We start from the raw sequence: 25,023 nt of genomic DNA, 5'->3' as shown, positions 1-25,023 counted from the left end.
ATATCGTCCTAGCCGGCTTTCGCCACGGAGATGCGCACGGCATCCCCCTGAATCTCGGTTTCGCTGACAAAGCCTTCACCGGCTTCAGGCTGAAGGCTCACAGCGAGCGTTTCGTCCTTGATGAAGTCGCCATGGGCGTCGAGCGCCGCTTTCACCGCTTCACCGCCGCCAATGCCGAGCGCGATGCGGTCCGACACTTCCAGACCCGCCTCCTTGCGGGCGGTCTGAACGGCGCGCACCAGGTCACGAGCGAGGCCTTCACGTTCCTGATCCGCGTCCACGGAGGTGTCGAGCACGATGGCGCCGGTGCCTGCGAAGGGTTCCGCGTCCGAACCCTCATCGGTGACGACGCGCATGGTGAACTCTTCGGCGGCCAGGATCTGGCCGGCTACGGTCGCGGTGCCGTCATCGTTCAGCGTGAATTCGCCTGAGCGCGAGGCCGCCATGACATCCTTCATGGCCTTGCCCAGACGCTTGCCGATCCGCGGATCGGGTTTGAGCTCCACCTTGCCATAGGCGTCCAGATCGGTGGACGTCGCCACGCCTCGCACATTGACCTCGTCACGGATGAGGTCCGCGAACGGCTCGAGCGCGGCCGAATCCGCATGCACGATGGTCAGGGTCTTCAGCGGCAGGCGCACGCGCAGACGGGCGCGTTCGCGCACCGCCAGCGCCGCCGAACAGGCATCGCGCACCAGATCCATGGCATGGACGAGATCATGGTCCTGCGGGAACTCGTCTGCTTGCGGCCACAGGGTCAGGTGCACCGAGCGGTCGCCGGTCAGCGCCTTGTAGACCTTCTCGGTGGTGATCGGCAGCAGCGGAGCCAGGATGCGGCTCACCTTCACAAGCACGGTGTAGAGCGTGTCGAACGCCGCGTTCTTGGCCGCCTCATCCTCCGAGCCCCAGAACCGGGCGCGCGAGCGTCGGATATACCAGTTGGTCAGCGCGTCGAAATAGGCCGTCGCCTCCTTGCAGGCGCGCGGCACGTCATAGCCTTCCAGCGCCGCGTTCACCGCGTTCGCCAGCTCGCCGGTCTTGGTCAGGATATAGCGGTCCAGCGGATCGGTCGCCGAGGTGATGATCTGCGGCTGGCGATCCTCGAGATTGGCGTAGAGCGAGAAGAAGGAATACGCGTTCAAAAGCGGCGCAATGGCTTCGCGCTGCACGCTAGCGATCTCGCGGCCCTCCTTGGGCACCAGCAGATCCCCGCCCGTCAGAACGGGAGAGGAGATCAGGAACCAGCGCATCACGTCCGAGCCGTACTGGTCAAAGAACTCCATCGGGTCGGGATAGTTGCGCAGGCGCTTGGACAGCTTCTGGCGGTTCTCGTCGAGCACCACGCCATGGCAGATCGCGTTCTTGAAGGGCGGCCGGTCGAACAGCATCGTCGACAGCACCATCAACGTGTAGAACCAGCCGCGCGTCTGGGCGACATACTCGACAATAAAGTCGGCGGGGAAGTTCGCCTCGAACCAGTCCTTGTTCTCGAACGGATAATGGACCTGCGAATACGGCATGGAACCGGAATCAAACCACACGTCGAAGACGTCCTCGACACGGCGCATGGTGGACTTGCCGGTGGGATCATCCGGGTTCGGACGGGTCAGCTCGTCGATATAGGGCCGGTGCAGGTCGGTGACCTTGACGCCAAACTCCGCCTCCAGCTCCTCGATGGAGCCATAGACATCCACGCGCGGATAGTTCGGATCATCCGACACCCAGACCGGGATCGGCGTGCCCCAGAAGCGCGAGCGGGAGATGTTCCAGTCCTGCGCGCCGGCGAGCCAGTTGCCGAAAATGCCGTCCTTGACGTGAGACGGAGACCAGTTGATCTCCTTGTTCAGCTCAACCATCCGCTCGCGGAAGTCCGACACCTTCAGATACCAGCTGTCCACCGCCTTGTAGATCAGCGGTTCGTCCGTCCGCCAGCAGTGCGGATAATTGTGGTCATAGGTGTCATGGCGGAAGAGTTTGCCCTCTTCCTTCATGCGCTGGATGATCGGCTTATTGGCGTCAAACACCAGCATGCCTTCATAATCCGGCACCTGGGACGTGTAGCAGCCCGCCTGATCGACCGGCACGACGACGGCGATGCCCGCCTTGCGGCAGGCATTGAGGTCATCCTCGCCAAAGCCCGGCGCCATATGCACGATGCCGGTGCCGTCCTCATCGACGACGAAGTCTTCCAGAAGGATCTGGTGAGCGTTTTCCCAGCCGACGAAATAATCGAACGGCGGGTGGTATTTCAGGCCCGCCAACTCGGAGCCTTTCACGGTTCCGACCTGCTCGGCGCCCTCGAGCTGCTTCTTGTATTTCTCCAGCCCGTTCACCGACAGGATGAAGCGCTCTTCGCCCTTCTTCATGATCGCGTAGGTGATGTCTGCGCCCGCCGCGCAAGCAAGGTTCGACGGCAACGTCCAGGGCGTGGTGGTCCAGATCAGGATCTTCGCGCCCGACAGCTCGCCCTGCCCGTCCTTCAGCTCGAAGCCGATGGTGACCGCGGGGTCGGTGCGGTTGCGGTAGGAGTTGTCCAGACGGGTCTCGAAATTCGACAGCGGGGATTCCACGGCCCAGGAATAGGGCACGACGCGGTAATCCTTGTAGACGAGGCCCTTGTCCCAAAGCTGCTTGAACGCCCACAGCGCGCTTTCCATGAAGCCGGTGTCCAGCGTCTTGTAGTCGTTCTCGAAATCGACCCAGCGCGCGGCGCGGGTGACATAGTCCTCCCACTCGCCGGCATATTTCATCACGCCCGCGCGCGCGGCGGCGTTGAACTTGTCGATGCCCATTTCCAGGACGGCCTTGCGCCCGGAAATGCCAAGGTCCTTCTCGGCGGACAGTTCAGCCGGCAGGCCGTGCGTGTCCCAGCCGAAGCGACGCTCGACGCGCTTGCCCTTCATGGTCTGGAAGCGCGGGATCACGTCCTTGGCGAAACCGGTCAGGAGGTGCCCATAGTGCGGCAGGCCATTGGCGAAGGGCGGGCCGTCATAGAAGACGAACTGATCGTCTTCGGGGCGCTCGTCGATCGACGCCTGGAAGGTGCCGTCCGCCTTCCAGAACTGGAGAATCTCGGCATCGATCTTGGGCAGCTCCGACGGTCCGGGGACAGCGGGAAAACGGCGCTCGCTCGCGCCTTCAGCCTTCTGGGCGTCGCTCTTGGTCGCGTCGGCCATATCGATCCTCGTCTCACATGTTTCTGACGGCTTCCCCACGCCTTCTGACCGGCGCGTCTTGCGACAATGCCACTGACGGAGGAAGCCCTGCACCAGACAAGTGCAGTCAACATGCGGCGGTACCCCTTGCGCGCGCGAGGGTCAAGGCGCAGGGGCGCTAAAGCCCGTCCAGCGCCTGTTCGAGATCGGCCCAGAGGTCATCCGCCGCCTCGAGACCAACCGACAGACGCACCAGTCCATCGGCAACACCCGCCTCTTCGCGCGCCTCGGGCGTCATGGCGGCATGGGTCATGGTGGCGGGAATGGCGCACAGACTTTCCACCCCGCCCAGCGACTGGGCCAGGATGAACAGTTCAAGCGAGAGCACGAACCGGCGCGCCGCCTCCGCCCCGCCCTTCAGCTCTAGGCTCATAAGCGGGCCGAAGCCGTCCTGCTGGGCCTTGGCGATGGCGTGACCGGGATGATCTTCAAGGCCGGGATAGTCCACGCGCGCCACCTTGGGGTGGGCGGCGAGGCGTTTTGCGATGTCGAGCGCGCTTTCAGATTGCGCCTTCGCCCGAACCGGCAGGGTGCGCAGGCCACGCATGACGAGAAAGGCGTCAAACGCGCCGCCCACAGCCCCTGCGGCATTGGCCCACCAGCCCAGTTGCTCCACATGATCCGGGTCCGCCGCACACACCACGCCGCCCACCATGTCCGAATGGCCGTTGATGATCTTGGTCAGCGAGCTGACCACCAGATCCGCGCCCAGCTCGATCGGACGCTGAAGCGCGGGGGACAGAACCGTATTGTCCACCACGGTGATCGCCCCCGCCGCCTTGGCCCGCACACAAGCCGTGCGAAGATCGGTCAGGCGCAGGCGCGGATTGGACGGGGTTTCCAGAAAGACGAGATCGGCGCCGTCCCACAGCGCCGCTTCGAGCGCCGCATCATCGGTGCAATCCACATAGACAAGGTCGAAGCCGCGCTGCTGGCTGCGCGCATCCATCAGGCGCCGCGTCCCGCCATAGCAATCATGGGCGCAGATCAACCGCGCCCCATTGGGCAGGAGATTGAGCACCAGATCAATCGCCGCCATTCCCGAACTGGCCACCACCGCGCCGGAGGCCCCTTCCAACGCTGCAAGGGCGGTGGCCAGTTCAGCCCGACCGGGTTGGCCAGTACGGGCATAATCGAACGCGCCGGGCTGGGCCGGATCGGCCCGCCGATAGGCGCTGGAAATCTGGACCGGCGCGACAACGGCGCCATGGCCCGGATCACAATCGATCCCGGCGCGAACCGCCCGCGTGCGAAACTCAGTCATGCCGTCCCTCCAGGAAGGCGTTCACGAGCGCGGTCTCCTTCAGGAAGCCATCATGGCCGAAAGGCGTGTCATGCACCGTCAGCCGGGTGTCGCACGCCGTCAGCGCCTTGCGGGTCGCCTCGATCTCGTCCAGCGGCACCAGCGCATCAGACGTGAACGCCAAAAGGTTCACCGGGCAGGTGATCCGGGACAGGTCCGGCGCCGCCGCCTCCATGGACGCCAGGCGCGACAGGAAGCGTTCCGCCGTCACCGTCCGGGCATAGTCCGCGCCCCGCGCCGCCAGATAGGCCTCCACCCCGCCCGGCTCGCCATCCGGGCCGAAGCGGCGAGCGAACTCTTCGGGCGTGCGATAGGTCGTCATGGCGAGGCGCCGGGCGATGTCCACGCCGCGCGCGCCCTGGCCCGCATCCAGAGCCAGTTTGAGAATTTCGCGCTGGATCGCCCGCAAGCCCTGGGTCATGGGATGCACGCCTGCACTGGCGCACAACAGATCAAGTCGGCTCACCCGGTCGGGCGCCATGGCGGCCAGGCTCAACCCCACCGATCCGCCATAGCTGGCGCCGACCAGCGCAAAGCGATCAATTCCCGCCGTATCCGCCAGCATCAGAACCGCAGCAGCCTGATCGTCCACGGTGGGAAAAGGCTCGGCGGCGTCATCGAGATAATCCATCGAGACCAGACGGCGGCGGGTCGGGTCCAGAGCCCCGCCCGGTTCCGCCACGCCTGACCACCAGCCCGGCCCGTCTTCATCCTCGACCAGGCGCCGGTCCGCGGAAATGCCGCCCAGCACAATGGTGACGGCCCCGTCATCGGGACCGACCACCCGACCGCGCACATCCGACCAGCCCCCGCCATGGGGGCGTTCAAAGCCGCAGCTGAATTCCTGCACGCGCCATTGCGCCGTGCGACATCGCTCGGCTGTGGAGGAGGCCGTCGCGGTCATGAGCGCTGCGCCTTGATGAGGCGGTTGAGATCACCGATCAGGCTGCCGGCCGTGGGCAGGCGGCCAGCGCCCTTGCCCGCCACGATGACTTCGGCGCCGCGTTCGGGCAGGAGCACGACGACATTGCCTTCCGCCCGCGCCCGCGACAGCGGATCATTGAGCGGCAAGGCCTCCAGACGCACCTGGGCGCGCACGCCGGACACCGACCGGGTCAGACAGCCGACCTGGCGAATGCGACGACCATCCTGGCGCGCCGCATACAGCACATGCGCGGGCAGATCCCGGATCGACGCGGTCGGGATGGACGCCGGATCCAGGTCCACGCCCCAGGCTTCGCGCGCGATGAGCGCCAGCTTGTTGGCTGCATCCAGACCATCCAGATCCGCGCTGGGATCGGCTTCGGCGAACCCGGCATCCTGCGCTTCCTTGACCGACGACTCGAGGCTGCGGCCATTGGACAACCGGTCGAGCACGAAATTGGACGTGCCGTTCAGCACGCCGCGAACCCGGCCAACCTTGGCGCCGCTGTCCCGCAGGCGCGCCACGGTTTCAAGTACGGGCGCGCCGCCCGCCACTGCGGAGGAACAGGCAAAAGTGCGTCCGGCCGCCTGGGTCTCGGCGACCAGATCGGGCCGGCGTGCGGCCACATCCTTGTTGGCGGTCACGATATGGCAGCCTTCACGCACGGCGCGTTCGACCAGCGCTTCGGCCACGGCGCCGCCCGGCAATGCCTCGATGACCAGTTCGGGCTTGAGCGCGAACACCGCGTCAGGATCGGTGAAGACCGGATAGCCCGACACGCCCTCGGGGCGCGGCGTACGGGTGAGAATGCCCAGCAATTCAATCCCTTCCGGCAGACGCTCGATCACGCCTCCGCCAACCACGCCGCAGCCCAGCATGATCGCGCGCATGGGGCGAACCGGCGAGGCGGCAGGTGAAAAGGCGGGGCGATCCAGCACGGCCGGATAAGTCATGATGCTCTCCTTTGTTTCACAGGCGCCGGCGTGAAAACGCTCCGGGCGGAACAAGGAGAGTGCGGTGCGTCGAGAGCGCCAGAAGCGACGGGGGGACTGTCGGTCCAAACATTCTCGACGCTTCGCTTTAGCCGCACTTGTTCCGCGCCCGCAAGCTGAAGCTCAAATCGGCGCGTAGTGAGATATAAGGATATCTTTATATGTGGTCAACCGCTTTCTTACAGGGCGTGCATGCCCGGGGTCAGAACCGTCCAGATCGCCAATGCGAACAGGGCTCCACCAGCCACAAGCCGAAGCCAGAGCGAACGCGCGAGGCTTTGCAACGCCCCCGCGCCCAGACCCACGGCCAGGAGCGCCGGCACGGTTCCAAGCCCGAACCCGGCCATGACGAGACCGCCCTGGACCGGTGAGCCCGTCAGCCCGGCATAGAAGGTCATCAGATAGATCATGGCGCAGGGCATCAGCCCCCAGACCAGACCAAGCCCGACCGGACCGAAGCGATGCAGATGGTGCAGGCGTTTGGTGATGGGGGCCGCCAGACGCGCGCCCAGACGCCCGACCTCGCCGCCGAAAATCGGGATCTCCATGACGGAAAACCCGGCGGCGACCAGCACCAGGGCGGACAGGTACCGCGCCACATCCTGAAAGGCAGCGGGCGGACGGGAGTCCTGCAGGCCCCAGCCAATCGCGCCGGCGATTACGCCCAGCATCAGATACAATGAGATCCGCGCGAGCTGGGCCACGAGCAGGCGTGACCCCCTGATCCCCACGCCTGTCTGCCTGTCGCCCGCGCCCAGAGCGATCACCGCGGCGATGCCGCCGCACATGGCCAGGCAATGGGCGCTGGTGGACAGTCCCGCGATCAGGCCGGCCAGAAAGTCAATCTCCATCCGCCCGCCCAGGAGCGGGCCGACATCCATGCCAGGGTGTGTCAACGTGTCGCCATCCACAATTTTTGTAGGGAATTTTCTGGAAAACCCCAAGGAAAACAAGGCATGCTCACAGGCATGGACCATAATGCGGGCTCGCTGGAATTCGCGCTGAGGCATATTGCCATACTTTCATGTCGCCTCATTCCCAGCGATGACACGCACGGACATTGCCTTCATCAGGGAGGGGCGAAATGACCGCGCTCGCGGGACGACCCAAAACCGGCTTAGACGCCAATGCTATGATTGTCGGCGGCATTCTGCTGCTGGGCGCCCTCTGGTCGCTGTTTGCAGCAGCCAGTGGCGCAGACGCCAATATGAGAATTCACGCCTGGGTGATCGGGCTCGGCTTCGTGCTGGGCCTGTTCGGCATGGTCGGCGTTTATTCAAGCGGCGGGGTCGAACGCGACCCGGCCCAGTATAACGAAACCATCGTCAAGTACGGCGTGGTCGCCTCCATGTTCTGGGCGATCGCGGGCCTGCTGGTCGGGGTGATCATCGCCTGCCAGCTCGCCTGGCCGGCCCTTCTGTCCTGGGACGCGCTGCCCCAGCTCAACTTCGGTCGCCTGCGTCCGGTGCACACCAGCGCGGTGATCTTCGCCTTCGGCGGCAACGTGCTGATCGCGACGAGCTTCTACGTGGTCCAGCGCACCACCCGCGCCCGCCTCGCCGGCGGCGTGTGGCCCTGGTTCGTGTTCTGGGGCTACCAGCTGTTCATCGTGGTCGCGGCCACGGGCTATCTGCTGGGCATCACCCAGTCCAAGGAATACGCCGAACCTGAATGGTACGCCGACCTGTGGCTGACCATTGTGTGGGTGGCGTATCTGCTGGTCTTCCTGGGCACGCTGGCCAAGCGCAAGGAGCCGCACATCTATGTGGCGAACTGGTTCTATCTGGCCTTCATCGTGACCATCGCGCTGCTGCACGTGGTCAACAATCTGGCCATGCCGGTCTCCTTCCTGGGCTCGCGCTCCTACGCCGCCTTCTCGGGCGTGCAGGACGCCCTGACCCAGTGGTGGTACGGGCACAACGCCGTGGGCTTCTTCCTGACCGCCGGCTTCCTGGCGATCATGTACTACTTCATCCCCAAGCGGGCCGAGCGGCCGGTCTATTCCTACCGCCTGTCGATCATCCACTTCTGGGCGCTGATCTTCATCTATATCTGGGCCGGCCCCCACCACCTGCACTACACGGCGCTGCCGGAATGGGCGCAGACGCTGGGCATGACCTTCTCGATCATGCTGTGGATGCCGTCCTGGGGCGGGATGATCAACGGCCTGATGACCCTGTCAGGGGCCTGGGACAAGCTGCGCACCGACCCGGTGATCCGCATGCTGGTCGTCTCGGTGGCCTTCTACGGCATGTCGACCTTTGAAGGCCCGGTCATGTCGGTCCGCGCGGTGAACTCGCTGTCGCACTACACTGACTGGACCATTGGCCACGTGCATTCGGGCGCCCTGGGCTGGGTGGGCTTCATCTCCTTCGGCGCGATCTACTGCCTGGTGCCCTGGCTGTGGAAGCGCAAGGGCATGTTCTCGCGCGCCCTCATCGAATGGCACTTCTGGATCGCGACCCTAGGCATCCTTCTGTACATCACCTCCATGTGGGTGTCGGGGATCATGCAGGGTCTGATGTGGCGCTCCTACGACTCGCTGGGCTTCCTGGAATACTCCTTCGTCCAGACGGTCGAGGCCATGCATCCCTCTTACATCATCCGCGCACTGGGCGGCCTGATGTATCTCGTTGGCGCGCTTCTGATGGCCTGGAATGTCTACAAGACCATCAAGGGCGATGTCGCTGATACCGAGGACGCGGTGAACCCGCAGTCCGCCGCTATCCAACCGGCCGAATAGGGAGGCGGATATGGCGAAAAAACAAAATCCGATCTGGGGCTGGCACAAGAAGGTTCTCGAGCAGAACTCGCTGGTGCTCACCGTGGGCGTTCTGGCTGTCGTCTCCATTGGCGGCCTGGTGGAAATCGCCCCGCTCTTCTATCTCGATGAAACCATCGAGGAAGTGGAGGGCGTGCGCCCCTACTCGCCGCTCGCGCTGATGGGCCGGGACATCTACATCCGGGAAGGCTGCTACAATTGCCACTCCCAGATGGTCCGCCCGCTGCGCGACGAGGTGGAGCGTTACGGCCACTACTCGCTCGCGGCCGAGAGCATGTACGACCACCCCTTCCAGTGGGGCTCCAAACGCACCGGGCCGGATCTCGCCCGGGTGGGCAACAAGTACTCGGACGAATGGCACCGCGACCACATGCGCGATCCGCGCTCGGTGGTGCCTGAATCCATCATGCCGCCCTACGCCTTCCTGGAGACCACGCGGCTCGAGACCGAAGTCGTGGAAGGTCGCCTGCGGGCCTTGCGCCGGCTGGGCGTGCCCTATACCGACGAGATGATCGAGAACGCGGAAGCCGATCTGGAAGCCCAGCTCGATCCGTTCTCGGCCAGCTATGACGCCTTCGTGGCCCGTTATCCGGGCGCGCCGATCCGCGATTTCGACGGCAATCCGGAGATGATCTCCGAACTCGATGCCCTGATCGCGTATCTGCAGGTGCTCGGCACCATGGTGGACTTCTCCACCTATGAGGCCGACGCCGACGAGAACCTGAGGTAGGCCGTCATGTACGAAACGCTTTCAAGCTTCGCACAGACCTGGGGGCTGATCGGCTTCGTCGCGCTTTTCGCCGGCGTGCTGGTCTACGCCCTCTGGCCGAAAAACCAGGACAAGTTTGACGACGCCGCGCGCGTGCCGCTCGAAGACGATGCACGCCCGGACGCCGCCTCGGCCACGGAGGACAAACATGGCTGACGAGCACAAGAAAGACGTCGACGCCTATAGCGGCGTGGACACCACGGGCCATGAATGGGATGGCATCAAGGAGCTAGACAACCCGCTGCCGCGCTGGTGGGTGTGGGTGTTCTACGCCTCCATCGTCTGGTCGGTGATCTACTGGATCTTCATGCCGGCCTGGCCCGCCTTGCCGGGCATGGACGGGCATACCCGCGGCCTACGTGATCACTCCGAACGGGCCAATGTGGCCGCTGCGGTCGCCGAGCTGGAAGCCAGCCGCGCGCCCATGTTCACCCGCCTCACCGAGGCGGCGGACACCGGCGGCATCAGCGCCATCGAGGCGGATCCGGACCTTCTGAACTTCGCCCTCGCGGCGGGTTCCTCGGCGTTCGGCGACAATTGCGCCACCTGCCACGGCGCAGGCGGCCAGGGCTTCATCGGCTATCCCAACCTCAATGACGATGTCTGGCTGTGGGGCGGCTCGTTCGACGAGATCCGGCACACCCTGCATGTGGGCATCCGCTGGGAGAGCCATCCCGACACCCGCTTCTCGCAAATGCCGGCCTATGGCCGCGACGAGCTTCTGAACCGTGAAGAGATCGCGGCGGTCACCGATTACGTCATGACCCTGTCTGACATGATCGAGCCGACCGAGGCGGGCCAGACCATGGGCGCTGAAATCTTCGACTTCCAGTGTTCGGCCTGCCATGGCGCTGACGGTCGGGGCGACCGCACCCAGGGCGCGCCGAACCTGACGGACCAGGAATGGCTGTACGGCGGCACGCGCGACCAGATCTACAATACGATCTGGCGCGGTCCCTACGGCATGATGCCGGCCTGGGAAGGCCGTCTGGACGAGGAAGTGATCACCGCCCTCGCCGCTTACGTCTACCTGTTGGGCGGCGGTGAAAGCGAGACCATCACAGAGGCCAGTGCGGCTGATGTGATCAACACCCAGGAGGCGGGGCGCTAGGGGCGCGCCCGCACGGGTCCGACTATCAAGCGCCATCTGGTTCTCTGGGGCGAGCCAGATGGCGCTATTGTCTGAAAACGCGGCCGGAGGCCGGAGAAGACTATGAACCTGATCAAAAATCGTCCCGAAGCTCGGGAACAGGCCGCCGATGGTGTTGAACGCCATGACGCGGTTGCGGTGAACGCCGCCCATTCGCGCGAGCTCTACAAAAAACGCGAACCCATCTACCCCAAGCTGGTCCACGGCAAGTTCCGTCTGGGCAAATGGGTCTTCATGGCCCTTGCGCTGGGCGTCTATTACATCCTGCCCTTCCTGCGCTGGGACCGGGGGCCGGGCGCGCCGGACCAGGCGGTGCTGGTGGATTTCGCCAATGCCCGCTTCTACTTCTTCTTCATCGAGATCTGGCCCCAGGAAGTCTATTACATCACCGGCCTCTTGATCCTGTCGGCGCTGGCGCTGTTTCTCGTCACCTCGCTGTTTGGCCGGGTCTGGTGCGGCTATGCCTGCCCGCAGACCGTCTGGACCGATCTGTTCATCGCCGTCGAGCGCCTGTTCGAGGGCGATCGCAACAAGCGCATCATGCTCGACCGCGCCGAATGGAGCTTCAACAAGGCCTGGCGCAAGGTCGGCAAGCACGCCGTCTGGCTCCTGATCGCCGCCGCTACAGGCGGCGCCTGGATCCTGTATTTCCACGACGCCTTCGCGGTGGTGAACAATTTCGTCACCGGCCAGGCCGCGCTGACCAGCTATATCTTCTTCGGTGTGCTGACCTTCACCACCTATGTGCTCGCCGGCACCATGCGCGAGCAGGTCTGCACCTATATGTGCCCCTGGCCGCGCATCCAGGGCGCGCTGATCGACAAGGAAGCGCTGAGCGTGACCTATCGCGTGGATCGCGGCGAGCCGCGCGGCCGGCACAAGAAGGGCGAGAGCTGGGAAGGCCGGGGCGACTGCATCGACTGCAAGGCCTGCGTCGCCGCCTGCCCGATGGGCATCGACATTCGCGACGGCGACCAGCTCGAATGCATCAATTGCGCGCTGTGCATCGACGCCTGCGATGACATCATGGCCAAGATCGGTCGCCCCAAGGGGCTGATCGCCTATGACAGCCAGGACAATGTCGACCGCCGGGCCAAGGACCTCAAGCCGCGCTACCGCTTCCTGCGTCCCCGGACCGTTCTGTACGCCGTGCTGATCGCCGCCGTGGGCGGGATCATGCTGTTCAGCCTGATGAACCGGGCGGTGCTGGATCTGAACGCCTATCGTGACCGCAGCCCGAACTATGTGCGCCTGTCCGACGGCTCGGTGCGCAATGGCTATACCCTGACGGTCCTGAACAAGACCGGCGAGACGCGCACCTATGAACTGGCCATCGAAGGCGATCCCGCCATGGCGGTCCGGGTGCTGGGCGCAGATGAGACATCTCGTCAGCTTGAAGTCGGCGCAGACCAGACGCAGGATTTCCGCGTGTTTGTCACCTTGCCGCGTGATGCGGTGGATGCGCCGTCCGAACCCCTGACCTTTATCGTCACCGACACGGAGACCGGGGATCAGGCGCAGACCCGTTCCGCCTTCCAGACCGGAGAGATCCGATGACCGACTATACGGCCCGACAGGGCGCTTCCGGCTTCCGCATCACCGGCTGGCACGTGCTGGCGGGGATGATCATGTTCTTCGCCACCATCATCGCGGTGAACACGGTTTTCATCTCGCTGGCGGTGAGATCCTTCCCCGGAGAGGACCAGCGCCGCTCCTATGTTCAGGGGCTGGAGTATAATGACGTCATCGCCCAACGGCGCGCCCAGGCGGCGCTGGGCTGGACTGCAGCGGTCAATCTGGCGGACGATCGGGTTCTGATCCGGGTCGCCGACGCCGAGGACCAGCCGGTGATGGGTCTTGAACTGACGGGCGCCCTGCGCCATCCGGCCAATACCGATCTGGATCATGCGCTGGCGTTCACCGAAGCCCGGCCGGGCGTCTATTCCGCCCCGGTCGAGGCTGTCACCGAGGGCAACTGGACCTTGCATGCCGAAGCTGTGGACGCGGACACGCCGTTCGTGCTGGAGCGCGAGTTGTGGCGTCAGTAGAACCCGGCCTCGGCCCCGACATCGCGGCGACGGCGGGGCTGTCCGCCTCCGCGCACGGGGACGAGATCACCGCCTTTGTGCGTGAAACCGAAGACAGCAAGGCCATCGACCTTGCGGTTGAAGGCGCCCATTGTGCGGCCTGCATCGTCAAGATCGAGGACGGGCTGCAACAGCTCGAGGGCGTCAAACGCGCCCGATTGAACCTCTCCACGGGGCGTCTGGCGGTGAAATTCACCGGCGCGGACGCGACCGCGGAACAGATTGTCGGTCGGTTGGAGCATCTGGGCTATCGCGCCCGGCCCTATCAGCCCGAAGCAGCCGATGACCCCAAATCGGACGAGGAAAAGCGCCTGCTGCGCGCGCTCGGCGTGGCGGGCTTCGCCTCGGCCAATGTGATGCTCCTGTCCATTTCGGTCTGGGCGGGCGAGGGCGAGATGAGTCTGGCCACCATCACGCTCATGCACTGGATCTCGGGGCTGATCGCCCTGCCCGCCGTCGCCTATGCGGGCTGGCCCTTCTTCAAGAATGCCATTGTCGGCGTGAAAACGCGCAATGTGAACATGGACCTGCCGATCTCGCTGGCGGTGCTGCTGGCGTGTGGCCTGTCGATCTATGAAACGGCCCTGGGCCATGGCGCCGCCTATTTCGACGCGGCGATCATGCTGTTGTTCTTCCTGCTTATCGGGCGCTATCTCGATGTGCGCTTGCGCGCCCGCGCCGGCCAGGCCGCACGCGATCTCGCCGCGCTCCAGGCCCGGATCGCGCATCGCATCGAACCGGATGGCGCGATCAAGGCTGTTCCCGCGCGCGACGTGAAACCGGGCGATCTGCTGCGCATCGCACCGGGCGACCGCATGCCGGTGGATGGCGTGATCACTGAAGGCCGGGGCGAGCTCGACGCCGCTCTGGTGACAGGGGAAACCCAGCCGCAAACCCTCGAGCCGGGCGGAACGGTCTATTCGGGCATGATCAATCTCAACGCGCCTTTAACAGTGAAAGCCACGGCGGCGCGCGACGATTCTCTGCTGGCGGAAATCGCGCGACTTGTGGAAGCGGGCGAGCAGGGCCGCTCGCGCTATGTCCGCTATGCCGACAAGGCCGCCCGCGCCTATGTGCCGGGCGTCTTCATCATGGCGCTTGTCACGCTCATCGGCTGGCTCGCCGTCACCGGAAACGTCCACGACGCGGTGATGAACGCCATCGCCGTGCTGATCATCACCTGCCCTTGCGCGCTGGCGCTGGTGGTGCCTGCGGTCCAGGTGGTGGCGTCCGGCCGGCTCTATGGCGAGGGCGTGCTGGTCAAATCCGGCGATGCGCTGGAACGGCTGGCTGAAGCGAAATCGGTGGTGTTCGACAAGACCGGCACGCTGACGCTCGGCCGACCCAGCCTGATCAATCGCGAGGACATCTCACCCCGCGCGCTCAATCTCGCCGCCCGTCTGGCGCGCGGCTCGCGCCATCCCATTTCCCGCGCCGTCGCCGATGCAGCAGGCCCCGGCCCGCTGGCGGACGACCTTCAGGAAATCGCGGGCGGCGGTCTGACCGGCACGGCGGAGGGCGCCGTGATCCAGTTCGGCTCCGCCAGCTGGCTTGGCCTTGAAAAACAGGGCCAAGACTCCGACCCATCGGTGCTCGAAGCCTGGCTGCTGGTCGAAGGCGAAGCGCCGGTGCGCTTTGTCTTCGCGGATGGATTGCGGTCCGATGCGCCCGAAGCGGTGTCCGGGCTCAAGGCGCAGGGCCTGCCGGTCGAGCTTCTCTCAGGTGACCGTGAAGCGCCCGTCGCCGCCGCCGCGCATGCATTGGGTCTTGATCGCTATCAGGCCGGGTTGAAGCCCCAGGACAAGATCGCACGCATCACCGCCCTGAATGAGGCCGGGGACGCCCCCATCATGGTGGGTGACGGGATCAATGACGCGCCAGCGCTGGCCACCGCTCATGTGTCGGTCTCGATGGGAACGGCGGCGGACATTTCACGCTCGGCGGCGGATCTTGTCATCCAGGGCGACCGGCTGGCCGCCCTGCCCCGCGCGGTCGAGATCGCCCGGGCCGCAAAGGCGCGGATGATGGAGAATTTCGCCCTCGCCAACATCTATAATGTCATCGCCGTACCGCTGGCGGTGTTTGGCCTGGTCACCCCGCTGGTGGCCGCCATCGCCATGTCCGCCAGCTCGCTCGTGGTGATGGCCAACGCATTGAGGCTCTGGCGCGCATGACCGCACTGTTATGGCTGATCCCCGCCGCGCTGGCGCTTGGCGCCGCCGGTCTTCTGGGTTTCTTCTGGGCGATGAAGTCGGGTCAGTATGATGATCTCGACGGCGCCGCCGAACGCATCCTGATCGATGATGACGGTCCCATCGTCGATGATGAGGACGAGCACTAGTCCGAAACGCAAAAAGCCCCGGCCTTCCGCCGGGGCTTTTTTCATGCATGCCTGCACAAGGGATCAGGCCTGATTGTTGTCCGCCAGTCGCGCCTCGACTTCCTTGGCGCTCGGCTTGGGGCGCGGATTGAAATCCTTGTAGGCGCGCCAGCTGGCATGGGCGATGAGCGGGAAGGTGATGGCGATGCCGACCCCGAACAGGGCGAGGCCCGCCCCGGTCGCAAAGGCGATGATCCACGCCCAGACCAGCATGACCTCGGGCTGTTCCTTCACCGCCTTGATCGAGGCGACGACGGCTGTGACCGCGTCCACATCCTGATCCACCATCATGGGGAAGGAGAGCGCGGAGACCGTGAAGGCCACCAGCGCCAAAGATGCGCCCACCAGCGTGCCGATCGCCATCAGCATGACGCCCTGCACATCGGTGAACAGGAAGGGCAGGAAGCTGTCGAGGCGGAAATCGGCCTCATGGGTAAAGAGCGCGAACATCATCTGCGCCAACCGCGCCCAGGTCAGGAAGAACACCAGCATCAGGACGCTCAGAAGCGCCAGCTGGGTGAACCGTCCGGCCGGAATGGACCAGAAATCCCAGAGCCCCGGCGTCTTGCCGTGATCGCGCATCTGGCTGATCCGGTAGATGCCGATGGCCGAGGCCGGCGCCACCAGCGCGAACCCGCCCATCATGACGGGAACCACCGCGCCTTGGCCCAGCGCCCACAGGCCGACGGTGATCAACAGGCCGATCACCGTGAACACGATGCCATAGCCAATGGACAGGAAGGGCGCAGCGCGCATGTCGTCGATCGCGCCCTTGATCCAGGCCCAGGGCGCATCGCGGCGGACTTTCTCCAGCGTAACCATGCGAACTCCTCCCTATATTTATTGTGTGTATTCCGACTGTGATCCCATTTCCGAGCGCTGACAAGATCACCCCCTGATGGACAGGGGCTGAAAACTCTGAAACTCTGCCCAAAACTCCGGGGTGAACAGCGTTCACATCAAAACCGGCAATAATCTCAGGGGGAGAGCATGACTCGTCATCTCGATTTCAAGGGCCGCACCGCGGTCATCACCGGCGCTGGCAGCGGCATCGGCGCCGCGCTTGCGGCAGGACTGGCCGCCCGGGGCGCAAACCTGGCGCTCGCCGACATCAATGAAGCGCGCCTAGAAACCGTTGCAGCCGAGCTCAAAAGCAATGAAATCAAGGTGACGACGCATACCGTGGACGTCGCTGACAAGAACCAGATCCAGGCGTTCGCCCAGGCGGTCGAGCGTGAGCATGGCGCGGTGCATGGCCTGTTCAACAATGCCGGCGTGGCGCTGGGCGGCACGTTCGACCGGGTCACCGATGATGATTTCGAATGGCTGATGAACATCAACTTCTATGGCGTGGTGCGCATGACCCGCGCCTTCATGCCGCTCATGCAGCAGGCGGACACCGCCCAGCTCGTCAATGTCTCCTCGATCTTCGGCATCGTCGCCCCGGCGGGCCAGACCGCCTATTCCTCGGCCAAGTTCGCGGTGCGCGGCTTCTCCAACGCCCTGATGCACGAGCTTGAAGGCACCTCCATCGGGGTGACGACCATTCATCCAGGCGGGGTGAACACCCAGATCGCCGAGGATGCGAAAAAGCCCGCCGACATGACCGAAGCCGAGCTCAAGGCGGTGAAGAAAATGGCCAAGGAAGGCCTGGTCATGCCGCCGCCCGAAGCGGCCGAAATCATTCTTCGGGGCGTGGAGCGCCGCTTGCCGCGCGTGCTGGTGGGCAAGGACGCCCATACGCTCGCCATCATGGAGCGCATCTTCCCGATCAAATACTGGAACTTCATCAAGAAGCGGGCCAGCCGGCCCATGGCCGACTGACCCTTGCTTCTACTCGGCGGGCTCGAACGCGCCCGCCTTTTCGATCTGCCGCAGCACGGCGCCTGCAAAGGCGGAGCCGCTGGCGCTCCCGCCCAGATCCGCGGTGCGCTCATCACTGAGCAGCGCGGCCTCCAAAGCCGCCTCCAGACGATCGGCGGCCTTGGGCTGGTTCAGGCCATACCGCAGCAGCATGGCTGCGCTGGCGATGGCGCCAGACGGGTTCGCCTTGTCCTGTCCCGCAATATCGGGCGCGCTGCCATGGATCGGTTCAAAGAGCCCCAGTCCTGACGCGCCCAGGCTCGCCGAGCCCAGAAGCCCGATCGAGCCCGCCACCACTGCGGCTTCATCGGACAGGATGTCGCCGAACAGGTTCTCGGTCACGATGACGTCAAACCGGGTCGGTCCGGTCACCAGCGCCATCGCCGCCGCGTCCACATACAAATGATCCACCGACACATCGGGATAATCCGACGCCAGATCGTTGACCGTCTGGCGCCAGAGCCGGGAGGTGGCGAGAACATTGGCCTTGTCCACGCTGGTGAGCTTGCCCTTGCGCCCCTGCGCCGCCTTGAACCCGATCTCGGCGATGCGGCTGACCTCCGCGCGGGAATACGAACAGCCATCAAAGGCCTCGTCATCGCCTTCGCGCTTCTCGCCGAAATACATCCCGCCCGTCAGCTCGCGCACAATCAGCACGTCCGCGCCGGCCACCCGGTCCGCCTTAAGGGGGGAAAGATGCTCCAGCCCCTTGAAGACCTTGACCGGGCGCAGATTGGCGAACAGGCCCAGCGCCTTGCGCAAGCCCAGAAGCCCCTGCTCGGGCCGCTGGGCGCCGCCATCCCATTGCGGTCCGCCGACCGCGCCGAGAAACACCGCATCCGCGGCTTGCGCGGCTTCCAGGGTCTCATCGGGCAAGGGCTCGCCGCAGGCATCAATCCCCGCACCGCCGAACGGTGCTTCGGAGAAGGTGAAGTCCAGCCCTTCCAATGCCGCGACCGCTTCAAGACAGGTTTTCGCCGCGCTGGCGACTTCGGGGCCAATGCCGTCGCCGGGCAGGATCAGGATGGATTGGCTCATGCCGCATGCTCCTGCTCGAAGCGCGCAATCGCGTCGGACTGGTTGAGGATATAGCCCAGCGGATCCACCCCCTCGATCAGGCAGGTGCGGGCGAAGGGGTCGAGCTTGAAGCTCGCGGTGATATTGCCCGCCGTGATAGTCTGGTTGACCACATCCACGGTGACCTCAAGGTCTTCACGGTCGAGCAAAGCCGCATGGGCCGCTTCGTCGATCTCGCACACGACAAGGCCGTTCTTGAGCGCGTTGGACTTGAAGATGTCCGCCGCGCGCGAGGTGATCACGGCCTCGACGCCGAAATCGCGCAGCGCCCAAGGCGCATGTTCCCGCGAGGACCCGCAGCCGAAATTGTCGCCCGCAATCAGGATGCGCTGCGTGTCCCGGTCCACCCGGTTGAGCGGGTGGTCGGTCGGCGCGCCCTCCGGCGTGAAACGCCAGTCATGAAAACAGGCGTCCGCCAGCGCGCCGCGCTCGGTGGTGGTCAGAAAGCGCGCGGGAATGATCTGGTCGGTGTCCACATTGGAATCCCGGATCACGAAGCTGCGCGCCGTAATGGCCTTGATCGGTTCACTGAGCATGGGACGCCTCCAGGATGCGACGCGGATCGGCGATGGCCCCGGCGATGGCGGACGCGGCGGCGGTCGCCGGGCTCGCCAGGATGGTGCGCACGCCCCGGCCCTGACGGCCGGCGAAATTGCGGTTCGAGGTGGAGACGATGCGTTCTCCGGCCAATCCGGTATCGCCGTTCATGGCGATGCACATGGAACAGCCCGGTTCGCGCCACTCCGCCCCCGCGGTGCGGAAGATGGCGTCCAGCCCTTCCGCCTCGGCCTGGCGCTTGACCTCTTCGGAGCCCGGCACGACCAGCATGCGCACGCCCTGTTTCACATGACGCCCGGCGATGACCGCCGCCGCTTCGCGCAGATCGGACAGGCGGGCATTGGTGCAGGAGCCGATGAAGACCGCATCGATGGTCTCACCCATCAGCGCCTCGCCCGCCTTGAAGCCCATATAGCTCAGCGCTTCGGCGGCCGGACCTTCAGGCGCCCGCGGCACGGACGCGTCGATGGGAGCAGCCATGTCGGGGCTGTCGCCCCAGGTGACCATGGGCGCCAGCTTGGATCCGTCCAGCCGCACTTCGGCGTCAAACACGGCGTCCGGGTCGGATTTGAGACCGGCCCAGCGCGATTTCGCCGCTTCCCAGGCCGCGCCCTTGGGGGCGTGCTTGCGGCCTTCCAGCCAGGCGAAAGTGGTGGCGTCCGGCGCGATCATGCCCGCGCGGGCGCCCGCCTCGATGGACATGTTGCAGACCGTCATTCGCTCTTCCATCGACAGCGCTTCAATCGCGGCCCCGGCATACTCGATGACATGGCCGGCGGCGCCGCCCGCACCCAACTCGGCGATGATGGCGAGGATCAGATCCTTGCCGCCCACGCCATGGGGCAGACGACCATCCACGGTGACGCGCATGGTCTTGGGCTTGGACTGCAACAGCGATTGCGTCGCCAGCACATGGCCCACCTCGGTTGTGCCGATGCCAAAGGCCAGCGCGCCGAACGCGCCATGGGTCGAGGTGTGGCTGTCGCCGCAGACAATGGTCATGCCCGGCTGGGTCAGGCCCAGCTCTGGCCCGATCACATGGACGATGCCCCGCTCCGGGCTGTCCCAGCCCGCCAGGCGAATGCCATGCCGGCGGCAATTGTCTTCCAGCGTCTCCACCTGCTTCTTCGCCGCCGCATTGATGTAGATCGGCTTGGCGCCCGGCGTGCGCGGGGTGGTGGGCGTGGAATGATCGAGCGTGCCGAACACCCGGTCGGGACGACGCACCTTCAGGCCCCGCTCCTCGAGCGCAGTGAAGGCCTGCGGGCTGGTCACCTCATGGATGAGATGCAGGTCGACATAGACCAGGGCCGGCGCGGCCTCGGTCTCGGGCTCAATGAGGTGTAAGTCCCAGACCTTTTCGAACAGGGTTTTGGGGGACGTGTCAGACGGCGACGGCGTTTTCATGTCCTGTCTCCTGGGCTTGGGCGTTTACGGGCTCCAGCCAGCCCCAGTCATCCTGGGTGCGGCCTTCGAACAGTCCGAAGAAGCGGTCCATGATCAGCTTGGTGACCGGGCCCGCCCCGGCGGACCGGGTCGTCTTGTCGTCGATGGATCGGATCGGGGTGACCTCGGCGGCGGTGCCGGTGAAGAAGGCCTCGTCGCACAGATACAGCATCTCGCGCGGCAGGGTCTGTTCAACCACTTCAAGGCCTTCGCGCTTGGCCAGACGGATCACGCTGTCGCGGGTGATGCCCTGCAGGATCGAGGAGCTGGCGGGCGGCGTCATCAGCTTGCCGTCCTTGACCACGAACAGGTTCTCGCCGGCGCCTTCGGACAGACGACCGTCCACATCCAGGCCGATGCCTTCCGCATAGCCGCGCGATTTTGCTTCCCGGCTGATCAGATAGCTCGACAGGTAATTGCCGCCGGCCTTGGCGCCGGTGGGCGCCGTGTTCGGCGCCATGCGGTTCCAGCTCGACACGCACACATCCACGCCCCGGGTCCGGGCGTCCTCGCCCAGATAGGCGCCCCAGGGGAAGGCCGCGATATAGGTGTCGATTGGCGTTTCCGCGGCGGGCACGACGCCAATGGAGCCATAACCGATAAAGCTGACCGGGCGCAGATAGGCCGAGCCCAGATCGTTCTCACGCAACACCTGCTTGCACGCTTCGGCCAGCTCTTCGGCCGTGTAGGGCAGATCGATGGAATAGATGCGCGCGGAATCGATCAGCCGTTTGACGTGATCGGTCAGGCGAAACACCGCCGGGCCCGCCGGCGTGTCATAGCTGCGAATGCCTTCGAAGAACGAAGTGCCATAGTGCAGGGCGTGCGACAGCACGTGAACCTGCGCATCCGCCCAGGGAATGAGCGCGCCATTGCGCCAGATATATTCAACTTGATTGATCGACATGGGGTCAGTCCTCTAGGCGGCGTGGGCGTCGGCCTTGCGGCGTCGCTGGACGGCGCAGGCATTGTTGAGCGCGTCGATATAGGCGGTGACGCAAGCGGGAATGATGTCGCGGGCGCGGGCGCGTCCGGAGAAGATCTCTCCGTTCACGCTGGCCTTGAGATCGACCAGGACATCTGCGCCCTGGCCGTCGTCTCCGGTGTCATCGGGATCGGCGGCGACGTACTGCATCTCGATATCCTCGACCCGGGCCGGGGTTTCCATGATCTGGCTGACCGCGCGATAAGCGGCGTCCAGCGCGCCCGGCGCGCTGGCGATGTCGGTCACCTGACCGCGGCGGGCATGTTCCATCTCGATCCGGGCGACCGGATGATCCTTGGGCGAGAGCGGGGCGCGGATATCAATGCGCTTGAGGGTCCACAATTCAGCCTCCCCTTGTGCGCCGCTTTCAAGGCGCTCCAGCAGGGCTGACAATTGCCCTGAATCCACCAGTCCGATGTCGTCGGCCAGCGCCTTGAACGCCTCGAAGGCGGCCTGCATCTGCTCGCCTTCCAGGGTCCAGCCCAACTGCTTGGCGCGCGCGGCCAGGGCGTGCTTGCCCGAGTGTTTGCCCAGAACGATCTGGTTCGAGTTCAGCCCGACATCCTCGGGCTTCATGATCTCGTAGGTCTCCCGGTTCGCCAGCACGCCATGCTGGTGAATGCCGGATTCATGGGCGAAGGCGTTGGCGCCGACGATGGCCTTGTTGCGCGGCGGGTGAGTGTTGGTCGCCTTGCTCAGCGCCCGGCTGGCCGCCATGATCTGGCGGGTGTCGATATTGGTGGTCAGGTTGAACACGTCCCGACGGGTGCGGATCGCCATGACCGCATCTTCGAGCGCGCAATTGCCCGCCCGTTCGCCTATGCCATTGACCGTGCACTCGATCTGACGCGCCCCGCCGCGCACGGCGGCCAGCGAATTGGCGACCGCCATGCCCAGATCGTCATGGCAGTGAGCGGAGAACACCACGTCCTTCGCCTTCGAGACCTTCTCGCTGAGATGCTTGAACAGCTGATAGATCTCGTCCGGCGTGGAATAGCCCACCGTGTCGGGCACGTTCAGCGTCTTCGCCCCGGCTTCGGCGGCGATGGAAAGCGCTTCGACCAGGAAGCCGCGCTCGGTGCGAATGGCGTCCTCGGCGGAAAACTCCACATCATCGCAATGGGTGCGCGCCAGCTCGGTCATCTCCTTGATGCGGGTCAGGACCTGATCAGGCGTCATGTTCAGCTTGAACTCGCGATGCAGCGGGCTCGTCCCCAGGAAGATGTGCAGGCGCTTTCGTGGCGCGTCTTTCAGCGCCCGCGCCGCCGCCTCGATATCACCGGGCGTGGTGCGCGCCAGCGAACAGATGGCGGGGCCGTCAATCTCGCGCGCAATGCGTTCCACCGCTCGGAAATCGCCCGGGCTGGCCGCGGCGAAACCGGCTTCGATCACATCCACTTTCAACGCCTGCAAGGCGCGCGCAACGCTCAGCTTGCCCGCTTCGGTCATGGAATAACCGGGAGCTTGCTCGCCATCGCGCAAGGTGGTGTCAAAAATCGTGACAGGGCTTGCAGGCTTGGTCATGACGCCGCCTCATACGCTGGGGTCAGGCTGGCCGAACGCACGGCGCTCACGCCGTAGATCTTGGAAATCTGGGCGCACAGCGTGCTCATTTTTCGGCCCGCATCGCGCGGCTGGACGGTCAGGTCCATGCGCGCATCGGACTGGGTGTTCATCTGCGGCAGCTCCACGCCGCGCACTTCAAAGCCGCGACGCTCTACGAGCCCGATCAGACGCAGGATCGCGCCTTCACTGGGGCGAAATTCGATCTCGATCCGGTCTGTCATGGATCAGGCCTCCATCATGTCAGCATTGGATTTGCCCGGCGGCACCAGCGGCCAGACATTCTCACGCGGGTCGATGCGCACATGGCACAGGATCGGCCCGTTCGTGTTCAGGAGCCGCTCAATGGCGGCGGGCGCGTGTTCGCGCTGGTCCAGGGTGAAGGCCTCGATCCCGAACGCCCGCGCCACGGCGGCGAAGTCGGGATTGTCAAACAGGTCCACCTCGGAAAAATTCTCGTCGTAGAACAGCTGCTGCCACTGCCGGACCATGCCCAGCTGAGAGTTGTCCAGCAGCACGATCTTCAGCGGCAGGCGATAGCGGCGCAGGGTGGCCAGCTCGTGAATGTTCATCATGATCGAGCCATCACCCGATACGGTGATCACGGTCGCATCGGGCTCGGCCATGAGCGCGCCAATGCCGGCGGGCAGGCCATAGCCCATGGTTCCCAGACCCGCGCTGGTCAGATGCGCCTGAGGCCGGGAAAACCGGCAATGCTGGGCCACCCACATCTGGTGCTGGCCCACATCACAGGTGAAGATGGCCTTGTCGCCCGCCTTTTCGGACAGGTCTTTGAGCAGCTTGGGCGCATAGATGCCAGAGCCGGGCGCGTCATAGCGCATGGCCCAGCGCTCGGCCGCCTCGGCGCAGCGCTGACGCCAAGGCTCAATACTCAGAACGCCCGGCTCCAGACGATCCAGGGTTTCGGCCAGGTCACCGGTCAAACCCACATCCGCGTCGCGCAGTTTGGAGATTTCAGAAGTGTCCGTATCAAAGTGGATGATCCGGGCATTCGGCGCGAAGGTGTCGAGCTTGCCCGTCGCCCGGTCGTCAAATCGCGCGCCGACGCAGATCAGCAGATCGCTTTCATCCACCGCCAGATTGGCCGCTTTCGTCCCGTGCATGCCCAGCATGCCCAGAAAGCCCGGCGCGTCGGTCGGAAGGGCGCCCAGGCCTTTCAGGGTCGCAACCGCTGGAATACGCGTGCGGCTGTAAAACCGGCGCAGGGCCTCTTCGGCCTTGGCCAGGGTCACGCCGCCGCCGATATACAGAACCGGCCGCTTGGCCTGAGCCATCAGGGCTTCGGCCTGAGCGATGGGAGCGGGGTCTGACGGGATTGGACTGACAGGCGCCCGGACCGTCTGATCGGCTGAGGGGAACGCCCCGGACGCCTGGGTGACGTCTTTGGGCAGGTCGATCAGAACCGGTCCGGGTCGCCCGCGCTTCGCCAGCTCGAAAGCTTCGGCGAAGATTTCGGGGATGTCCTTGGCATCCCTGACCAGGAAGGAATGTTTGACGATGGGCAGGGTGATGCCGAACACGTCGATTTCCTGAAACGCATCCGTGCCCATCAGCGGCGTGGCCACCTGGCCGGTGATCGCCACCATGGGCACCGAATCCAGAAACGCGTTGGCGATGCCGGTCACGAGATTGGTCGCGCCGGGGCCGGAGGTGGCCAGGCACACGCCCACTTTGCCCGACACCCGGGCATAGGCGTCCGCGGCCAGCGCCGCCGCCTGCTCATGCCGCACCAGGATATGCTCCAGCCCGGAGCCGGGCAGGGCGTCATACACCGGCATGATCGCCCCGCCGGGATAGCCGAACACCTTCGATACGCCCTGCGCCCGCAGCGCTTCGACGACCAGATGGGCGCCGGTGCGATGAAGGGTGGCGGCGGGTGCGGCTTTGGGCTGGGCGGTCATGATCAG

22 protein-coding genes are annotated in these 25,023 nt (G+C 65.0%); 9 read left to right on the top strand and 13 right to left on the bottom strand.

Annotated elements, in window-relative coordinates; genetic code table 11:
- Positions 1–8 precede the first annotated feature (8 nt).
- The 5 genes from ileS to RBA95_RS02700 all read right to left on the bottom strand — a co-directional run bounded on the left by ileS (position 9) and on the right by RBA95_RS02700 (position 7,331).
- Entirely contained in the window at positions 9–3,176 is a 3,168-nt protein-coding gene (gene ileS, locus RBA95_RS02720; RefSeq protein WP_306015267.1) for an isoleucine--tRNA ligase, read from the bottom strand.
- 157 nt (positions 3,177–3,333) lie between these two features.
- Positions 3,334–4,479 carry a PLP-dependent aspartate aminotransferase family protein gene (locus RBA95_RS02715; protein WP_306015266.1) on the bottom strand — a complete coding sequence of 382 codons (1,146 nt, stop codon included), beginning with the start codon at positions 4,477–4,479 and terminating at the stop codon, positions 3,334–3,336.
- Positions 4,472–5,422: an alpha/beta fold hydrolase gene (locus tag RBA95_RS02710; protein WP_306015265.1), complete on the bottom strand. Its 951-nt coding sequence runs from the start codon at positions 5,420–5,422 to the stop codon at positions 4,472–4,474. Before RBA95_RS02710 ends, RBA95_RS02715 begins: the two co-directional genes overlap by 8 nt.
- Complete coding sequence (locus tag RBA95_RS02705) at positions 5,419–6,396, bottom strand: homoserine dehydrogenase (protein ID WP_306015264.1); 978 nt, start codon at positions 6,394–6,396, stop codon at positions 5,419–5,421. Before RBA95_RS02705 ends, RBA95_RS02710 begins: the two co-directional genes overlap by 4 nt.
- Positions 6,397–6,614: 218 nt before the next feature.
- The gene (locus tag RBA95_RS02700; protein ID WP_306015263.1) at positions 6,615–7,331 is read right to left on the bottom strand and encodes a sulfite exporter TauE/SafE family protein; all 717 of its coding nucleotides are present in this window, start codon (positions 7,329–7,331) and stop codon (positions 6,615–6,617) included.
- A 188-nt stretch (positions 7,332–7,519) separates the two neighbouring features.
- Here RBA95_RS02700 and ccoN point away from each other — a divergent pair, with 188 nt between their 5' ends.
- The 8 genes from ccoN to ccoS all read left to right on the top strand — a co-directional run bounded on the left by ccoN (position 7,520) and on the right by ccoS (position 15,564).
- Positions 7,520–9,178, top strand: coding sequence for a cytochrome-c oxidase, cbb3-type subunit I (ccoN, locus tag RBA95_RS02695; protein WP_306015262.1), 1,659 nt, complete (start codon positions 7,520–7,522; stop codon positions 9,176–9,178).
- Positions 9,179–9,188: 10 nt separating this feature from the next.
- Positions 9,189–9,947 carry a cytochrome-c oxidase, cbb3-type subunit II gene (gene ccoO / locus RBA95_RS02690; protein WP_306015261.1) on the top strand — a complete coding sequence of 253 codons (759 nt, stop codon included), beginning with the start codon at positions 9,189–9,191 and terminating at the stop codon, positions 9,945–9,947.
- Between the two features lie 6 nt (positions 9,948–9,953).
- A complete protein-coding gene (locus tag RBA95_RS02685) occupies positions 9,954–10,142 on the top strand; it encodes a cbb3-type cytochrome c oxidase subunit 3 (protein ID WP_306015260.1) in 189 nt (62 codons plus the stop codon).
- Positions 10,135–11,097, top strand: a complete 963-nt coding sequence (ccoP, locus tag RBA95_RS02680; RefSeq protein ID WP_306015259.1) for a cytochrome-c oxidase, cbb3-type subunit III — start codon at positions 10,135–10,137, stop codon at positions 11,095–11,097. The genes RBA95_RS02685 and ccoP overlap by 8 nt, the downstream gene beginning before the upstream one ends.
- A 102-nt stretch (positions 11,098–11,199) precedes the next feature.
- Positions 11,200–12,693, top strand: coding sequence for a cytochrome c oxidase accessory protein CcoG (gene ccoG, locus RBA95_RS02675; RefSeq protein WP_306015258.1), 1,494 nt, complete (start codon positions 11,200–11,202; stop codon positions 12,691–12,693).
- Positions 12,690–13,184: a FixH family protein gene (locus tag RBA95_RS02670; protein WP_306015257.1), complete on the top strand. Its 495-nt coding sequence runs from the start codon at positions 12,690–12,692 to the stop codon at positions 13,182–13,184. Before ccoG ends, RBA95_RS02670 begins: the two co-directional genes overlap by 4 nt.
- Positions 13,172–15,397 carry a heavy metal translocating P-type ATPase gene (locus RBA95_RS02665; protein ID WP_306015256.1) on the top strand — a complete coding sequence of 742 codons (2,226 nt, stop codon included), beginning with the start codon at positions 13,172–13,174 and terminating at the stop codon, positions 15,395–15,397. Before RBA95_RS02670 ends, RBA95_RS02665 begins: the two co-directional genes overlap by 13 nt.
- Positions 15,394–15,564: a cbb3-type cytochrome oxidase assembly protein CcoS gene (ccoS, locus tag RBA95_RS02660; protein WP_306015255.1), complete on the top strand. Its 171-nt coding sequence runs from the start codon at positions 15,394–15,396 to the stop codon at positions 15,562–15,564. Before RBA95_RS02665 ends, ccoS begins: the two co-directional genes overlap by 4 nt.
- Positions 15,565–15,627: 63 nt before the next feature.
- Here ccoS and RBA95_RS02655 read toward each other — a convergent pair whose 3' ends face one another.
- Positions 15,628–16,425 (bottom strand): DUF2189 domain-containing protein, encoded by a 798-nt coding sequence (locus RBA95_RS02655; RefSeq protein ID WP_306015254.1) that lies wholly within the window; start codon positions 16,423–16,425, stop codon positions 15,628–15,630.
- Between the two features lie 168 nt (positions 16,426–16,593).
- On the opposite strand from RBA95_RS02655, the gene RBA95_RS02650 reads away from it, so the two are divergent.
- Complete coding sequence (locus RBA95_RS02650) at positions 16,594–17,427, top strand: SDR family oxidoreductase (protein WP_306015253.1); 834 nt, start codon at positions 16,594–16,596, stop codon at positions 17,425–17,427.
- 9 nt (positions 17,428–17,436) lie between these two features.
- Here RBA95_RS02650 and leuB read toward each other — a convergent pair whose 3' ends face one another.
- The 7 genes from leuB to ilvG are packed head-to-tail and all read right to left on the bottom strand — an operon-like array spanning position 17,437 to position 25,017.
- On the bottom strand, positions 17,437–18,504 hold the full coding sequence (gene leuB / locus RBA95_RS02645; protein WP_306015252.1) for a 3-isopropylmalate dehydrogenase: 1,068 nt from the start codon (positions 18,502–18,504) through the stop codon (positions 17,437–17,439).
- Positions 18,501–19,079, bottom strand: coding sequence for a 3-isopropylmalate dehydratase small subunit (leuD, locus tag RBA95_RS02640; protein ID WP_306015251.1), 579 nt, complete (start codon positions 19,077–19,079; stop codon positions 18,501–18,503). Before leuD ends, leuB begins: the two co-directional genes overlap by 4 nt.
- Positions 19,069–20,508 carry a 3-isopropylmalate dehydratase large subunit gene (gene leuC, locus RBA95_RS02635; protein ID WP_306015250.1) on the bottom strand — a complete coding sequence of 480 codons (1,440 nt, stop codon included), beginning with the start codon at positions 20,506–20,508 and terminating at the stop codon, positions 19,069–19,071. Before leuC ends, leuD begins: the two co-directional genes overlap by 11 nt.
- Positions 20,486–21,454: a branched-chain amino acid transaminase gene (locus RBA95_RS02630; RefSeq protein WP_306015249.1), complete on the bottom strand. Its 969-nt coding sequence runs from the start codon at positions 21,452–21,454 to the stop codon at positions 20,486–20,488. Before RBA95_RS02630 ends, leuC begins: the two co-directional genes overlap by 23 nt.
- A 12-nt stretch (positions 21,455–21,466) precedes the next feature.
- On the bottom strand, positions 21,467–23,056 hold the full coding sequence (locus tag RBA95_RS02625) for a 2-isopropylmalate synthase (RefSeq protein WP_306015248.1): 1,590 nt from the start codon (positions 23,054–23,056) through the stop codon (positions 21,467–21,469).
- The gene (locus RBA95_RS02620; RefSeq protein WP_306015247.1) at positions 23,053–23,319 is read right to left on the bottom strand and encodes an ACT domain-containing protein; all 267 of its coding nucleotides are present in this window, start codon (positions 23,317–23,319) and stop codon (positions 23,053–23,055) included. Before RBA95_RS02620 ends, RBA95_RS02625 begins: the two co-directional genes overlap by 4 nt.
- 3 nt (positions 23,320–23,322) lie before the next feature.
- On the bottom strand, positions 23,323–25,017 hold the full coding sequence (ilvG, locus tag RBA95_RS02615) for an acetolactate synthase 2 catalytic subunit (protein ID WP_306015246.1): 1,695 nt from the start codon (positions 25,015–25,017) through the stop codon (positions 23,323–23,325).
- Between the last annotated feature and the right edge of the window lie 6 nt (positions 25,018–25,023).

Source organism: Oceanicaulis sp. MMSF_3324 (assembly GCF_030733545.1).
In the GTDB taxonomy this organism is placed as follows: domain Bacteria; phylum Pseudomonadota; class Alphaproteobacteria; order Caulobacterales; family Maricaulaceae; genus Oceanicaulis.
This window is presented reverse-complemented; position numbering and strand designations above follow the sequence as displayed.